Annotated in this window: 16 protein-coding genes and 1 pseudogene; 3 read left to right on the top strand and 14 right to left on the bottom strand. The window is 56.1% G+C overall.

The window, feature by feature from the left end:
• Positions 1-4 precede the first annotated feature (4 nt).
• Positions 5-223, bottom strand: coding sequence for a helix-turn-helix domain-containing protein (locus ACR0J1_RS15825; RefSeq protein ID WP_480734363.1), 219 nt, complete (start codon positions 221-223; stop codon positions 5-7).
• Positions 224-514: 291 nt separating this feature from the next.
• Between ACR0J1_RS15825 and ACR0J1_RS15820 the strand changes: the two genes are divergently transcribed.
• Positions 515-874: a transposase gene (locus ACR0J1_RS15820; protein ID WP_480734663.1), complete on the top strand. Its 360-nt coding sequence runs from the start codon at positions 515-517 to the stop codon at positions 872-874.
• 189 nt (positions 875-1,063) lie between these two features.
• Positions 1,064-2,194, top strand: a complete 1,131-nt coding sequence (locus tag ACR0J1_RS15815; protein WP_480734543.1) for an AraC family transcriptional regulator — start codon at positions 1,064-1,066, stop codon at positions 2,192-2,194.
• A 178-nt stretch (positions 2,195-2,372) separates the two neighbouring features.
• On the opposite strand, the gene ACR0J1_RS15810 is transcribed toward ACR0J1_RS15815, so the two are convergent.
• From ACR0J1_RS15810 to ACR0J1_RS15795, 4 genes are all read right to left on the bottom strand, one after another.
• Positions 2,373-2,636 carry a hypothetical protein gene (locus ACR0J1_RS15810; protein WP_480734365.1) on the bottom strand — a complete coding sequence of 88 codons (264 nt, stop codon included), beginning with the start codon at positions 2,634-2,636 and terminating at the stop codon, positions 2,373-2,375.
• Positions 2,637-2,682: 46 nt separating this feature from the next.
• Complete coding sequence (locus ACR0J1_RS15805) at positions 2,683-3,006, bottom strand: hypothetical protein (protein ID WP_480734545.1); 324 nt, start codon at positions 3,004-3,006, stop codon at positions 2,683-2,685.
• A gap of 161 nt (positions 3,007-3,167) precedes the next feature.
• Positions 3,168-4,076 carry an autotransporter domain-containing protein gene (locus ACR0J1_RS15800; protein WP_480734327.1) on the bottom strand — a complete coding sequence of 303 codons (909 nt, stop codon included), beginning with the start codon at positions 4,074-4,076 and terminating at the stop codon, positions 3,168-3,170.
• Positions 4,077-4,501: 425 nt separating this feature from the next.
• On the bottom strand, positions 4,502-4,900 hold the full coding sequence (locus tag ACR0J1_RS15795) for a hypothetical protein (protein ID WP_480734328.1): 399 nt from the start codon (positions 4,898-4,900) through the stop codon (positions 4,502-4,504).
• A 369-nt stretch (positions 4,901-5,269) separates the two neighbouring features.
• Here ACR0J1_RS15795 and ACR0J1_RS15790 point away from each other — a divergent pair.
• A pseudogene (locus tag ACR0J1_RS15790) lies at positions 5,270-5,423 on the top strand (integrase); the annotation flags it as partial.
• Positions 5,424-5,544: 121 nt separating this feature from the next.
• Here ACR0J1_RS15790 and ACR0J1_RS15785 read toward each other — a convergent pair.
• From ACR0J1_RS15785 to ACR0J1_RS15745, 9 genes are all read right to left on the bottom strand, one after another.
• Positions 5,545-6,474 carry an SMP-30/gluconolactonase/LRE family protein gene (locus ACR0J1_RS15785; protein WP_480734329.1) on the bottom strand — a complete coding sequence of 310 codons (930 nt, stop codon included), beginning with the start codon at positions 6,472-6,474 and terminating at the stop codon, positions 5,545-5,547.
• Positions 6,475-6,518: 44 nt separating this feature from the next.
• Positions 6,519-8,021 carry an aldehyde dehydrogenase (NADP(+)) gene (locus tag ACR0J1_RS15780; protein ID WP_480734330.1) on the bottom strand — a complete coding sequence of 501 codons (1,503 nt, stop codon included), beginning with the start codon at positions 8,019-8,021 and terminating at the stop codon, positions 6,519-6,521.
• A 1-nt stretch (position 8,022) separates the two neighbouring features.
• Positions 8,023-8,931: a dihydrodipicolinate synthase family protein gene (locus ACR0J1_RS15775; RefSeq protein ID WP_480734331.1), complete on the bottom strand. Its 909-nt coding sequence runs from the start codon at positions 8,929-8,931 to the stop codon at positions 8,023-8,025.
• A 3-nt stretch (positions 8,932-8,934) separates the two neighbouring features.
• Entirely contained in the window at positions 8,935-10,110 is a 1,176-nt protein-coding gene (locus ACR0J1_RS15770) for an L-rhamnonate dehydratase (protein ID WP_480734332.1), read from the bottom strand.
• Positions 10,111-10,120: 10 nt separating this feature from the next.
• Positions 10,121-11,125, bottom strand: coding sequence for a 4-hydroxythreonine-4-phosphate dehydrogenase PdxA (locus ACR0J1_RS15765; RefSeq protein ID WP_480734333.1), 1,005 nt, complete (start codon positions 11,123-11,125; stop codon positions 10,121-10,123).
• Positions 11,122-12,084: a YncE family protein gene (locus tag ACR0J1_RS15760; protein WP_480734334.1), complete on the bottom strand. Its 963-nt coding sequence runs from the start codon at positions 12,082-12,084 to the stop codon at positions 11,122-11,124. The genes ACR0J1_RS15765 and ACR0J1_RS15760 overlap by 4 nt, the downstream gene beginning before the upstream one ends.
• 73 nt (positions 12,085-12,157) lie before the next feature.
• Positions 12,158-13,303 (bottom strand): substrate-binding domain-containing protein, encoded by a 1,146-nt coding sequence (locus ACR0J1_RS15755; RefSeq protein ID WP_480734335.1) that lies wholly within the window; start codon positions 13,301-13,303, stop codon positions 12,158-12,160.
• Between the two features lie 84 nt (positions 13,304-13,387).
• On the bottom strand, positions 13,388-14,512 hold the full coding sequence (locus ACR0J1_RS15750; RefSeq protein WP_480734336.1) for an ABC transporter permease: 1,125 nt from the start codon (positions 14,510-14,512) through the stop codon (positions 13,388-13,390).
• A gap of 11 nt (positions 14,513-14,523) precedes the next feature.
• Complete coding sequence (locus ACR0J1_RS15745) at positions 14,524-15,285, bottom strand: ATP-binding cassette domain-containing protein (protein WP_480734337.1); 762 nt, start codon at positions 15,283-15,285, stop codon at positions 14,524-14,526.
• Between the last annotated feature and the right edge of the window lie 17 nt (positions 15,286-15,302).

Below are 15,302 nucleotides of genomic sequence, written 5' to 3'. Positions count from 1 at the left end.
ACGACTAATCCGCTTGAAAAAGTTGAACCGTTCGCACGTTCAAGCCGTCGGCAATCTTGATAATTGTCTTCAGTCCAGGATGTCTCTCACCACGCTCAATTCCACCGATATAGGTTCGATCTAAATCCACCAAGTATGCAAAGCTTTCTTGACAAAGGCATTTCTCCTTTCTCAAGGTTCGGACACGAAGCCCGAATGCACTTATCTCTGATTGCTCAGCCACACTTGCAAAGCACTTCAAATGACGGCATATCGTCTGCGGACTAATCGTATCTTTTTGAGCGCGAACCGATGCAGATCATTACTCGATACGCAAGCATCGGCGGCGCTGGTCGCGCTTCGACAACCCTGGCACTGGCCGCAGGGTTCCTCTTTCATGAGAAGCGCGTACTCTTGATCGACGTCGGGTCTCAGGCCAGGGTGCAGAGCGCTCTGAAGCCACCATCTCTCGTCGAACGTGCAACACGTGGATTGCTCAAAATCTAGTTTACACCGACGATCTCATTGCTGAGGCATATCCGTCTCCATCTGCACTAGTACAGTTACTCGAGCACTCCAAGGTCAATGGGATCGAACCCTCCTGCCTGATCTGCCAGACGCCTCAGAACTGATCGGTGACAAAGGATACGACAGTGATGCCTATCGCTCGGCCTTGAAAGAGTGCGGGATCATCCCGTGCATTCCTCCAAGAGCAAAGCGGAAGCATCCCGCAAGCTGCTGTAAAACAATATACAAACAACCTCACAAGGTAGAGAACCTGTTCGCCAAGATCAAAGGTTGGCGCAGGGTCGTAGCCCGCTATGACCGCTGCGCCCACACCTCCTTCTCAGCTATCTGCATCGCCGCAATAATCATATTCTGGATCAATCAATGAGTCCTGAGCCTAGAAACCAGCCCCACACGGAACGCTAGGGCCGGACGGTTCGACAAGGCGAATAACACCCGCATTGTTGCACTTGAAGTCTACAGTTGTTGCCAATGTTGTTCCGCCGAGGCCAGCGGGATCATCTTCGCGGATTGTGAGAAGAGCTCAGGTTTTGGCAATTTTCATCAAGTCGCGTGGATGCTGCTTGGCATGGCTTTGTCACCGTGCTTATTGTTGTGCGAAACAAAAAGCCCGGATTTCAAAGGGCGCATCAGTCTCGGGCGACATTGCGGTATGAAACAGAACCAAGTGAATGCAGATAGCCAGTTCTGGAGTGTTCCGGGTTTTGGGGTGCATCACATCGCCAGGTTTCTGGACAACCGCGGCTCAGATATTGTTGCGCTGCTGAGATCGGCCAATCTGCCCGTTGATCTTCACGAAACACCGCCCAACTTTGTCGATGTCCGCAATGAGCTCCGCCTTTTGGAACTTGCCATTGAAGAGACCGGAGACCCCCTGTTTGCGATCTCGGCGGGAAAAACCTTTAACCCCAGAAAAACAACCCTTCTCAGCTATGTCGTTTTGAACTCGCCGACCGTTGGCGAGGCAATCGAGATGGCTGTGACCTATGCTCGATTGGCTCGGGGTTTTGCGAAATTGTCGTTCTATGAAGATGAGCGCGGCATGTTTTTGGAGATAGATTCCGCAGCCCGGTTGATACGTGCTGATGGAGCTCATAACGAGTTTCGGATTTCCGCATTCTTGACCAGTTTTCAAATTGCAGCCGAGGCGCCTCTGCCTGTCCTGGAGATCCGGTTTCCGCATGAATTGACCGAAGAAAAGCACTCTCAGATCTCCGATGTTTTGTCGGTCAAGGTCAGGCAGGGCCAACGCGTTCCAGGTATCCTGTTTGACAAAGCAGTGATGGACATTCCGATTAAAGATACGGACCCCGCATTGCTGTTGCACCTTGAAACGCATGTGCAAAACTTGATGAAGGACTTGCCCGCTGCCATCGGTGAAACAAGCTCTCTGGTGCAGGGCGAGATTACGTCGCGACTGTCTTTTAGTTCACCGACACAAGATGAAATTGCAAACACGCTTGGAATGAGTGTCAGTACACTTGGGCGCAAGCTTGCAAAAGAAGGCACGACCTACAAACAGCTGTTAAAGGAAACACGACACAGGCTGGCAGAGCAGTATCTTGATGACCCTAAACTCAGCCTTTCCGAGATCGCATTTGCACTCGGGTACTCTGATCAGGCTGCGTTTACCAATGCCTACAAGACCTGGACAGGTCAATCCCCAGGCAGTGTTCGAGCTGGATAGCGTGATCTCAAAATCTGCAAACCCGCTAACGCTGCGGGCCGGTCAATTCCTGAGCCCCAAATTAGATGCCCCCGAGACATCTCTGGGTTCTTATCTAATCGCAGAGTTTTGCGGTGGCTCGCGGATGCTTGTTGATTGAACGCAACTTCAAGCATCCGCTGGAACAGACTCAGAGCGCTTACAACAAAGCATCAGTGCAGGCATCAACGCAGTTTTCATCAACCGAGTTTTGTGAGGTCGAACCATAGCCGCGGGCAGGTTTTTTGATGGTTTGATGATATTTGGGTTTTGTATCAGCGTGGGTGCGGGTTTGTGAAACTGCCGAACGAACATCATGTGCATGAGAACGTTGGCCGTGGCCACCCAACGGCCCCGCCATGGACATTCCAACACTCAGAATAACGGCGAATGCGGTAGCGGATGCAATCAGTGTCTTTTTCATTTTTTAGCTCCTTTCAGTTAGATGAATGATCAAAAGCTTCGTTCGATCAGCCTCCGCACGGAGAGTATTTATGGTGGTGGCTGCCGATAGGGGGAAGCTCGCTGCATTGGCCCACAAGACCCGGTTCAAACTCCTTGTTGATGGCCGCCTGAGGGTCACCTTTGACTGCATACTGGCCTGCGCCATCCAGCCCGGCGATGGGAAGCTCAACATTAACTGCTCGGTTTGACTCGAATTGGGCCTCCAGATCGGGATGAGGCAAACCATCGCCGTCAAATGCTCCATGGCCGATAGTCGGGTGGGCGATGGACATTCCGGCACTCAGAACAAGGGCGAATGCAGTCGCGGTTGTGATCATTACTTTCTTCATTTTCCGGTTCCTTTTCTGTTGAGCGTGCTTGTCACGCTGTGTGCGCAATCAATCTGGCAATCTGCGGCTCGGATTGATTGCGCTGGCAGGTCAAGGTTTTGCGAAAAGACATCAAATTCTCGCCTGATCCCCATTTCGATTCAGATCAAAGACGAGACGCCTTAGAACTGGACCTCAAAGCCGATGTTCCAGCTGAAGTCCTGGTCGCCCGAGCTGTTTCCCAAATCGGTTTCACTGGAGATCTCGGCATAGAGCAGCGCGTGATCTGAGAGGGGGATATCGCCACCTATGGTCAGAGCCGTTGTGTTCTGACCTGGCTCGATCGAGACTGTATTTTGACCGACCATCACCGAGGCTTCATTGTCGAACGCATGATAGACGTCGATTTGACCATACAGCATCGAATTGTTTGCAAAGGTATGTTCGGCACGTAGTCCGACTCGAGCCATCAACGTGTCACCGTCCACCAGGGATCCGATTTGACCAATCCCGCCCCGATCCGGGACATTTTCCATGTTGATATCGCTGTACATGGCCTGCACTTGCGGGATGAGCGTCCATTCATTTGGCATCCCGAACGACTTGCCAATTTCAACAGATAACTCATACCCATTGCCGTCGACGTCCACAGTGTTCCGACCGTTCAGACCTATGCTGCCGTCGAAATTCCCAAAGCGGAGCTGCCCGTCAATATAGAACTGATTGTCCGCAACCCAAAGTGCGCTAAGAGTTGCATCGTAGCCATCGGCCGAGATATCAGCGCTAGCAATGCGGCTGCTGACGCCTGATGACAGGTGGTTGATGCCAATTTCCAATCCGCCGAACAGCTGTCCGTCTGCAACCTCTCCCACAGGAAAATCTGTCTCATATTGACGTTCATCGCTGTTTGTCGAAAAACCGCGATCACCGACATTTTTTGTACCAGCGTGGTTACGTGCTTGCGAAACAGCGGAGCGAACATCCTGAGCAAACCCGAGCTGGTCATGGCCATGAAACGGACCGGCCATGGTCGTTCCAGCACTCATAGCAATGGCTAGTGCAGTGACGGATGCAATTAATACCTTTTTCATCGTTTCGCACCTTCCAACTAAGCGTGTTCAGTTCGCTGTGTTTGCACTAAACATGGCAATCTGCGGCTCAGACTTATTGCGCGGACACGTCAAGGTTTTAAGGAAAATCATCAAATTAGCACCCGCCTACAGAGCAATATCTGGTAGGGCGTTGACTGCAAGGTAGGCATAGGCTTCGCGACAACCGCTCGCCGAGCTGAACAGGTGAAAAACGATGCTCGCAACCGCGATAAATGCGCTATGCCAGCCTATAATATGACCTGGCGCAAAAGCGATTTCCGCGCCCTATGGTCGTATGGACAATGTGCTGAACCGGCCTCACAGAGAGGCCGTTCCAGTCGGGACCCGGAATAATATCCGGGGCACGATGTTAATTGATGGCAGGTCGGATTTCTCTGGGAAAGTCTGCTCAGATCAGCGTAATGCTATCGGTAGTATTTCCAGTGCGGCGTAGGTTGCAGGTTGTCATCCGTTTTACCAATAACCCAAGTGTAGCTACCATCATCGCCCGCAATCGTGATGCCGACAACATTGGGTAATTCCGAGTTCCAGTTCGTGCCATACGTGCTCTGCTCTTGGGTTGAGGATAGGTTCGTTTGGCTCAGATCCTGCGTCGACGTTACATCAAAGCGACGGTCAGCCATGTTAGTGCTCTGGTGGGTCTTGGCCATCTTGTCGGAATGGTTGAATGCTTGCGAAACCGTCGAGCGAACATCACGTACATTCCCGCCCGAGCCGTGGTCACGCAACGGACCGGCCATGGACATTCCAGCACTCAGAACAATGGCGAAAGCGGCGGCGGATGTGATCAGTGTCTTTTTCATTTCTTGGTCCCTTTCAGTTGATCGTGCTTGAAACGCTGTGTGTGAGACCAATTTGGCAATCCACAGATCAGATTTATTGCGCGGGCTCGTCAAGGTTTTGAGAAATGGCATCAAGTTGACGCCCGTTTGCGGCATCTTCCGTAGTACGACGGCCCTAGTTAGGTGAACATTGGTTTCGCAACAGCCGTCTGCGAAACTGAATAGGATGAAATCGGCACTGCGAAAACAGCCGACATTTGAGCAAAGTGCAGCATCGAACAGAAAGGGCTCCTTCCAGACCTCAGAGGCAGCGCAGCAATCCCGTGATATGGTGCCTCGTCAACGTCGGGTTGTCGTGTTGGGAGGGCATGGCGGATCGGAGGATCAGTCATGGAAACACCAAACCTACCAGCCATTCGCGCACTTCGCCCCGCATGGAACAAGGGCCGCATCGTGGGGTCAGAAACGACCGCTGAAGCCAAAGCATGTCTGGGCGATCCGTGTTCGACTTGAATTGGCCGAAAACCACCGCGACCTAGCGCTGTTAAGGAAACGTCGACCTTTCAATAGGCTTGTGTCGCAACCTATTCCAAAACCACTAGCTTGGGACGAGCGCCAGATTTCACAGGTGTCTCTGCTGCCTGCAACACCAGTTAGCAAGTAAATCAAACCGATGAAACACCGTTTACATTCAGGTAGACCGCATAGAGGCTACTGGTTCCCGCCGCGAACAGCCGGTTCAGTTTGACCCCTCCAAAACACACATTTCCAACCATCTCGGGTATATGCACTTTGCCAATTAAATCCCCTTGCGGATTGATGCAGTGAATTCCGTCAGCAGCAGAACTCCAAATACGACCGTCCAAATCCGGTCGGAAACCGTCGAACAATCCCGCCGAGCAATTGGCAAAGACCTCGCCCCCCGTCAGAGTTTTTCCGTCATCTGAGACACTGAACCTACGTATGTGCGCCGGGCCATCGGGGTCATGGGTTATGCCTGTGTCGGAAATATAAAGAGTGCTCTCATCCGGGGAAAACGCCAAGCCGTTCGGTTTCACAAAGTCGGTTGCAACCGCCGTTACCTCGCCCGACGCCGGATCGATGCGGTACACATGGCAAGCCCCGATCTCGCTTTCGGCGCGGTCGCCTTCATAGTCCATCATGATCCCATAAGACGGATCGGTAAACCAGACCGAGCCATCGGATTTGACCACAACATCATTGGGCGAATTCAGGCGTTTGCCTTGCCATGCGCCGGCCAAAACGGTGATCGAGCCGTCATGTTCGGTTCGTGTCACCCGGCGGGTCAGATGCTCGCAGGACACCAGCCGCCCCTGCCGGTCCACCGTGTTGCCGTTGGCGTTGTTTGACGGTTGACGGAATACGGAAACCGAGCCGTCCGTGTCATCCCAGCGCATGAGGCGGTTGTTGGGAATATCCGACCACACCAAATAGCGCCCGGCAGCGAACCAGACCGGACCTTCGGACCAACGCGCGCCGGTCCATAAACGCTCGACCCGGGCATGGCCAATGAAACAGGCTTCAAATTCTTTTTCTATGACTTCAAAGCCGGTGCCCTCCAAAACGCCGTACATTCATTCGCTCCTTTTTTCAGTTCGCCCCAAGGGTGGATGACCTCTCAGCCCCTTAGTTCGTCGGGCAACAACGCATCCGGCATGTTCTGATAGCTGACCGGGCGCAGCCATCGGGCGATGCCCAACGTCCCAACAGACGTGGCCCGTACATCCGTACTGGCCGGATACGGTCCACCATGCATCATGGCCGAACAGACCTCGACCCCCGTCGGGAATCCGTTGACCAGCAAGCGCCCGGCTTTCTCTTCAAGAACCGGCATCAGGTCTTGCGCCAGCGGTGTATCACCGTCATCCATGTGCAGTGTGAGGGTCAATTGCCCTTCCAGCCCTTCGGCCAGAGCTTTCATCTGCTCGGCGTCGTCACAGCGCACAAGGATGCCCGCTGCGCCAAAGACTTCGTGCTGCAGCTTGGGACTTGCCATCCACTCGGCCGCACTGACCGTGAACAGCGCAGGCATGGCGGCGCGTTTACCGGTTGCGGCGCTGCAGGACGTAACCTCGGTCATCAATGCGCGGAAGTCGCGGACGCCCTGTTCATAGGCATCGTGGATGCCATCGGTCAGCATCTTCTGTTCCGCTGTGTCATTCAGGGCCGCCACGCACGCGCTTTCCAGCGCATCAGCATCGGGGCCTTTGACCATAACCGCGACGCCGGGATTGGTGCAGAACTGCCCCGCGCCCATTGTGAGGGATGCAGCCCAACCCGCGCCAATCTCAGCCGCGCGTGCGCCGATGGCGTCGGGCAGGCAGAACATCGGGTTGACCGAACCCAGTTCACCATAAAACGGGATCGGCTGCGGGCGGGCATGGCACAGATCATACAGCGCCCGTCCCCCGGCCAGCGATCCGGTGAAGCCGACGGCCGTGATCTCGGGATGCTGCACGAGGGCCGAGCCGACCTCGCGCCCCGATCCCTGAACGATCTGGAACGTGCCCGTGGGCATACCGCAAATCCCGATGGCTTTGGCAATGGCTTGTGCGACCAGTTCAGCGGTGCCCGCATGGGCACTGTGACCCTTGACAATCACGGGGCACCCGGCGGCGAGGGCCGAGGCGGTATCCCCGCCCGCCGTTGAAAAGGCGAGCGGGAAATTCGACGCACCAAAGACGGCCACGGGGCCGATGGCTTTGTGCGTCAGGCGCAGATCAGGACGGGGGAGTGGCGTCCGATCAGGGAGCGCGCCAACTTTACGGATATCGAGATACCCGGGCTCTTCGATCAAATCGGCAAACATGCGCAATTGACCCGTTGTGCGGCCGCGTTCACCAACCAGACGGGCTTCGGCCAGGCCGGTCTCACGCATTCCGGTTTGGGTGATTTCATCGCCCAATACATCCATCTGGTCCGCAATCGTGCGCAGGAATGCTGCGCGATCGGCCCGTGATGTGCCCGAATAGGTACGAAAATCGCGACGTGCCGCGCGGCAGGCTTGGTCCACTTGCGCAGCGGTTGCCTGTGCAAAGTTTTGGCCCTCAAGGTCATCAGATGCGCGCAGCATGTCAGAGCCGACCCAAGTGCCATCAATCAGGTTTTGTCCAAGGATCATGTTATTTTCCCCATCTCAGGACCAGTGGGTCCAGCGGTTTCAAAAGGTCTATCAGACGAGCACGAATGGCCGGTTCCAGCGGACCAATTGGGTGGCGGCAGAACTCGGACCGCATCACGCCCCCTTCGACCATCGCAACCTTGCAGGCCTGCCATCCGCATTGCCTGTTTTCGTGATTGATCACCATCGCAACCCGGCCATAGGCAGCGGTCGCCTCGTCGATGCGCCCTGCGTGATGATGGGTGATGACCGGCTTGATCTGGTCCACGATCATGCCCGAGGTCATCGACCCTGTGGCCCCAGCATCCAGATCGGCCAGCAGGGTGATACCCTCCTCGCCATCAAAGGGGGCCTCAATCGCGTCACGCCCTTCGGCAATCAGCGCCCGCAGCTTGTTGGCGGCGCGCGGGCATTCGATCTTGAACAGCTTCACCATCTCGATCTCTTGCGCCATGCGCACCAGCAGAGGCACCGGTAGATCAACACCCGACAAAGGCGCATCCTGCACCATGATCGGAATACCGACCTCGCCTACGGCGGCAAACTGGTCATAAGTCTGCTGTCCATTCCCTTTCAGCAAAGCACCATGATAGGGCGGCATCATCATGACGATATCCGCACCCAGTTCCTTGGCAAATTTTGCACGTTCCACAGCGAGCTGGGTGGCAAAATGGCTGATCGTGACGATCACCGGTACACGGCCTGCAATATGTTCCATGCTTAGGCGTGCAAGGGTCGCACGTTCCCCATCCGAGATCAGGAATTGCTCTGAATAATTGGCCAGAATGCAAATGCCGTCCGCCCCCTGATCAATCAGACAATCAAGAACGCGTTTCATCCCTTCAAGATCGAGCGTGCCGTCGTCATGAAAAGGTGTCGGCGCAACGGGCCAGATACCTGAATAGATCATGGGTTACTCCGTTATTTCAAAGTGTTCGAGGTATTTGTCTGTAATCTCGATCCCCAGACCCGGTTTATTGTCGTCCAGATCAAGGAAGCCATCCACAGCTTCGGGGTCGCCCTCGAAGATGTAGTAGAACAACTCATTGCCGACCTCGACATCGAAGACGGGGAAGTATTCGCTGATCATGCAATTGGCGTTTGCCATGGTCAGGTGGTAATTGTGCATCTGCCCCGCATGCGGGATGACCGGGATTTGATGTGCCTCGGCAATCGCGTTGATCTTCTGCGCGGCTGTGATACCGCCCACGCGGTTGGTGTCATATTGCAGAACGCTGACGGCCTTTTTCTCGATCAGGTCCTTGCACCCGATGATCGAGAATTCATGCTCCCCTCCTGAGATCGGGATGATGTTCATCGCGTTCAGTTCGCGATAGCCTTCAACATCATCGGCGATCACGGGCTCTTCCAACCAGCGGGGCTCAAATTTGACCAGTTTGGGCAACATCCGCTTGGTGTAATCGAGATTCCAACCCATGTAACATTCGACCATCAGATCAACGTCATAGCCGATGACCTCGCGCACGGCCTCAACCCGTTTGAGGTTTTCGCGCATCCCCGCCATGCCGTCTTTTGGCCCCCAACCGAACCGCATTTTATAGGCGGAATAGCCGTTCTTTTGCGCCTCGGCGGCTTCGGCCTGCATCACGCCGATAGGGCCAGAATAAAGCTTGGAATAATAGACAGGGATTTTCTCTTTGGTGCGTCCGCCCAGCAGTTTGAACACGGGCTTGCCCGTCAGCTTACCCATCAGGTCCCAGATCGCCAGATCAACGGCCGAGATCGCGATCATCCCGATCCCTTTGCGCCCCCAGGCATGGCTGCGGCGGTACATCTTTTCCCACAGATAAGCATAGTCGAACGGATCCTCGCCGATCACCAGCGGAGCGAACCATTCGTCAATCGCGGCTTTGACCACCGACGGCGCAAGGGCTGCGTTGCCGATGCCAATGGTGCCGTCTTCGGTTTCGATCTCGCAGGTCAGCCATTGGTGGAACCGGAAAGACGACATGGCGTCGCCCTTTTCATACAGCGCATCCGAGGCGTTTGTGCAGAAATTGCCGGCGGGGGGCACGGTCGGCCCGGTCCAGTTCCAGACGCGAGCGCGTACGGATTTGATCTTGGTCATCTTGGTCCTCTCAGTCGGCGCCGCGTTCGGCGCGATGCGTTTTGGCCATACGCACCAGCAGGTCGAATGCCTGCCGCGTTGCGCCCGGATTGGCCTTGTTCTGTCCAGCGATATCAAAGGCAGTACCATGCGCCGGGGTGGCGACCGGGATGGGCAACCCACCTGCCACGGTCACACCGCGCTCAAACCCCATCAACTTGATCGCGATCTGGCCCTGGTCGTGATACATGGTCACGACCGCATCGACCTCGCCCCGCTGCGCCTTGAGGAACACGGTATCCGAGGGCCAAGGGCCCGTGACATTCACTTGTTTTTTCTGTGCTTTGCGTACGGCAGGCTCCAGAATGTCGATCTCTTCCCGGCCAAACTTGCCATTGTCGCCCGCATGCGGGTTCAAAGCCGCCACCGCGATATTCGGGCGCGCCTTGCCAGCCTTGCGCAGCGTATCATTGGCCAAGTTGACCGCCTTCAATATCCCCTCTTCGGTGATATTGGCCGCCACATCCTTGAGCCCGATATGAGAGGTCACGCGGGTGGTCATCAGCTCTTCCAGAACATTCAGTTCCGAGTGATAGCCAGTATGCCCCATGTAGCGCGCCATATAGCGGTGTTCGTCGTCGGCATTTAGCCCAGCGGCGGTCATCGCGGCCTTGTTGAACGGGCCAAAGAGAATGCCATCCACTTGCCCGGCCATCGCCAGATCCATCGCCTTGTCTAAACAGCGCAAGGACGTGGTGCCCCCTTCGACCGTGACCTCGGCAATCTTTATGTCTTCGGGCGCGATAGTTTCCAGGTTCAGGTGGGCCAGGCCAGGTTGATCTGCCACCTCGGCCACCGTGTTCAAAGGCACATCCAATTCGGCCTGTTCAGCGCCACGCTGCCAGAGATGGCTGTCACCCACCAACACAATATCGGCAGCCTCTTGCACGCCGTCCTGATTGAGCAGCTTAGCGATCAGCTCCGGGCCTATGCCGGACGGGTCGCCCGGGACGATGGCGATACGGGGTTTGGTCATGCGACATTCTCCCAGTGTTTTGAAAATCCGTCGGGCAGGATGACCATCACGTCCGGTTCCTTCCCAGTGTCAAAGGTTTGCACCACTTCGAACGTATCCAGGTTAAACCGCTGCACCTGTTCGCGATCGATGGCGATATAGGCAAATGCCGCTTCGTCATCGATGCACAGCGCCAGAGGGTTTGCAGGGGTTTTCTGTTCGTGCAACATCTCACCCGTTGCTTCATCAAAGACCGAGAACGAACCACCGAAGTGGTTCATGGTGACCAAACGATTGCGCTTTTCGTCATAATAGATGCGGCAGGGGTCGTCTGGGGTTGGAAAGCTGCGCTCGATCTCAAGCGTGTCGGTGTTTATCACCGCGACCGTGTTCGAGATACGTTGCGATGTATACAGCCTGTGCGCGTCTTCGCGCAGACACCGCCCCTCGGGTTTTTTCCCGGTCTTGATCGAGATCGGCGCAACCGACGCATCATAGGGATTGAACACCGTCACATCGCCCGAGGTCAGGTTCATCGAATAGGCCGTTTGTCCATCTTTGGTCAGCGCGAACAGATGGCACTTCGTGCCCCCCGTGGGCGTGATGTGGTCCCACCCCTGATCGAAGGCCCGCGGGTTTTCTTTGACCAGCAGATGCCCTGTCCATTCCGACAGCACATATAGGCGCCCCTGCCCGTCCAGTCCGATACCATGTGGACGCGCGTGCTCGCCCAGATCATAGGTATGCACGATTTCCTGCTTGCGGATGTCGATCACGATGACTGAGCGGCCATCGGTGCCATCAATGCCCGAATTCTGCACGCCGTAGTGGCCGACATAGGCATAGTGAAAATCATCATCGACTACGAATTCATGAGGAAAATGCGGCAAATTCAGACGTCCCTGCAGGGCGCCGGACTCAATGTCGTACCAGCTTACGCAATGGCTGCATTTTTCTATCAACATCATGGATTGCGCCATGCAATATCCCTCCTTCTTGGGTCTGTTCGATCATTTGAGGCCGACCGGGCGGGGTCGGCCTCAGACCAATTGCTTACCGTTCCAAGGCACCCACGCCCGAGAAACGGAAAGCTTCCTGTTCCAGCGCGTTCAGCTCATCGGCGCTCATCTGATCATGGGCAACGGTGATGCGGCCAAGGAAGACAAAGGGCAGTTCGTCCTGACGCCCTTCGAGATGCGCTTTGATCGCTTCGGCGGTCGCTGCGCCCACATCGTCACCCATGCGCATCGGTGTGGCGTCCAGCTCTCCGCGGCGAATGGCGTCCAGCTCAAGACCTGTTCCGCCCCAACCGGTTGAGAACACGTCTTTCTCTTTGCCCACTGCAACCTGTGCCTCGACCGAGCCCATGGCCATCGCAGTGTTGGCGTTGTGGATGATCGTGGCCTCAGGGTACGCCTGCAGGATCAGGCTGGTGCCTTCAAAACCGCCTTCGCGCTGGTACTCACCATAGTGTTCGTAGACGGTGTTCCAGTTGCCTTTTTCTTCGACACAGGCCTTGAAATCGCCCGAGCGCTGATCATCGGTGATGCCCGGAATACCCCGGTTCATTGCCATGGTCACATCGTTACCCAGACGTTCCAGCATGTAGTCGCACATGGTCAGGGCTCCGGCGGCGGAACTGAAGTCAAACCACGCATCGGGCTGGTTGGTCAGGTCCTTGGGCGGCGTGTGAAAGGCCCAAACAAAGGTGGCAAAGCCGTCATTGCCCGCCATCTTGTCGATATTGTCCGCCTGAATCGCCAGCTCTGAAGGCCCGAAGATCACAAAGTCATACAGATCCGCATCCTGAACCACCTGATTGGCATAGGTCGATTGCAGGCTGTGCTCGATCTGACGGCTGGCGAATTCTGTGGTTTCGTATTCGATCCCTAGCTCATCCAGCCGTTTCGTCATCGCCAGATAGTTGCGCGCCCAGAAATCCGAGGTGTCCGCCGACGGGTAGATCAATGCGATCTGCAGCGGGCCGTCTTGTGCACCAGCATAGGGCACTGCGGCGGCACCGGTGGTCGCCTGCAAAGCCTCAAGCTTGCCCTCTGCATTGACCTCACCGGGGACCCAGTAGTCCCGATCGGCGATGCCTGGCAGTTCTCGCAGCGGCAGATTGCCTTCGGCAAAAGCCGCGGCGGCACAAAGGCAAAATGCGCTTGTCGTCAGCAGTGCTTTGTTCAATTGTTTCACGGTAAGTCCTCCCTTTCGCGAACATTGTGGGGTCTTGCAGGTGCGCCGGGACTCCTACCTCCGGGCGCACCACCTTTGCTTGCCTTAACCGCTTGGCGAAGGCTCGGTTGCCAGTCCCGCCCCAAGGGCCAGCAACAGGATCAGGACGCCGATCAGAGCAGCAGAGAAGCGGATGAGTTTCTGCGCCTCTTTGCTGCGCAAACCCGCCAGCAGGCCATGCGCACCATCCCGGTCTTTCTTTTGCATCCAGGTGTAGAGTGCGACCGAGCTGACGATCACAACGCCCGAGGCGACGGATTGCCAGAAGAATTCAATCCGCAGGGTCACCAGCGCGTTGATCATCATCGACAGCAGCAGCACCCCGGCCAGAGATCCGATCATCGACGCGCGTCCGCCGAACAGGGACGTGCCGCCCACAACCACCGCCGCGATGACGTGCAGGTTGAAATACGGGGCCGAGGTTGCCTGAATGGCATTCAGCTTGCCGGTCAGCATCACACCCGCAAGTGCCGCCGCCGCGCCCATCAGCACATAGGCATAGATTTTATGGCGGTCGACCGCGACGCCGGTCATCTCGCTGGCCTCGGGGTTTGAGCCGATGGCGATGGTGTAGCGCCCGAAATAGGTGCGGGTCAGCACCACGTAACCAACGGCCATGGTGATCAGGCCCAACACGACGGGGACCGGGATGAAGCCAGGGATTTGGCCGCGACCGATCTCGGTGATCAGGTCAGGGAACCGGGCCAATACCAGACCTTTGGCGATAACCAGCGCCAGGCCGCGATAGACGAGGTCCATGGCCAGCGTTCCGATCAGGTCCGGTACTTTGAACCGGGTGATCACCAGACCATTGATCAGGCCCATAATCGCGCCCATCAGAATAGCCATCGGAACGGCGATCCATGCGGGAAAGCCGTATTGCTTGACCAGAAACGCCATCAGAATGGCCGACAGGGCCGCAACCGAGCCAATGGACAGGTCAATCCCGCGCTGAGTGATGACAAAAGTCATCGCCATGGCCATCGGCATATAAAGTGCCGCATCCAGTAGGATCAGGTTGACGTTCGTCAGGCGGAAATACCGCGCGGGTTCGGCAATCCCCATGAAGATCAGGATCGCGAGGATCATCACCATGGGGCCGATAAAGGCCAGATAGGGTTCCAGCCGGTCCATGATCGTTTTTTCGGGATGCGTGGTTGTTGCAGACATCGGTACTCTCCTCACGCAGCCGCATCCTGGGCACCCACGATGAGGCCCAGAACATCTTGCACCGAACTTTCGGCAGTTTTGACCACACCAACGGCGCGACCACGGCGCTGCACATGGATGCGGTCGGACACTTCGAACACGTCATCCAAGGAATGCGAGATCAGGATCACCGCCAGTCCCTGCTCGCGCAGCGATTTGATCAGTTTCAGGGTGCGCGCGGTTTCCTGCGGACCCAGTGCCGCAGTGGGTTCATCCATTACCAACAGGCGCAGATCGTCATGGTAAACGGCGCGCGATATTGCCACCGCCTGACGCTGCCCCCCCGACAGGCTTTCGGTCATCACATCCATAGACCGCAGACGTACGCCCAGTCTTTCCTCAAGCACGCGTGCGGCTTCGGTTTTCATGCGTTTATTGTCCAGAAACGGCATGCCTATAAAGCGCGTGATCAACTCATTGCCCAGAAACATATTGGCGGCGGGCGATAAATGATCAGCCAGCGCAAGTGTCTGGTAAACCGCGTCAATCCCATTGGCGATCGCATCCGAATGGCTGGACATTTCCAGCGGTTTGCCGTCGAGCAATATCCGCCCTTCGGTGGGTTGATGTACCCCGGTCAGGATTTTGATCAGCGTTGATTTTCCGGCCCCGTTATCGCCGACGATGGCCAAGACCTCTCCGGCATAGGCGGTCAGATCTACATCCTGCAACGCCGTCACACCACCGAACCGCTTGGTAATGCCTTTCATTTCAACCAATGGCTGGTCGCTCATGGTTTCCTCCTCTGCGC

The organism is Ruegeria sp. CJ3, from assembly GCF_056536725.1.
The sequence above is the reverse complement of the archived record's forward strand: the minus strand, read 5'-3'. Positions and strand labels throughout refer to the sequence as shown.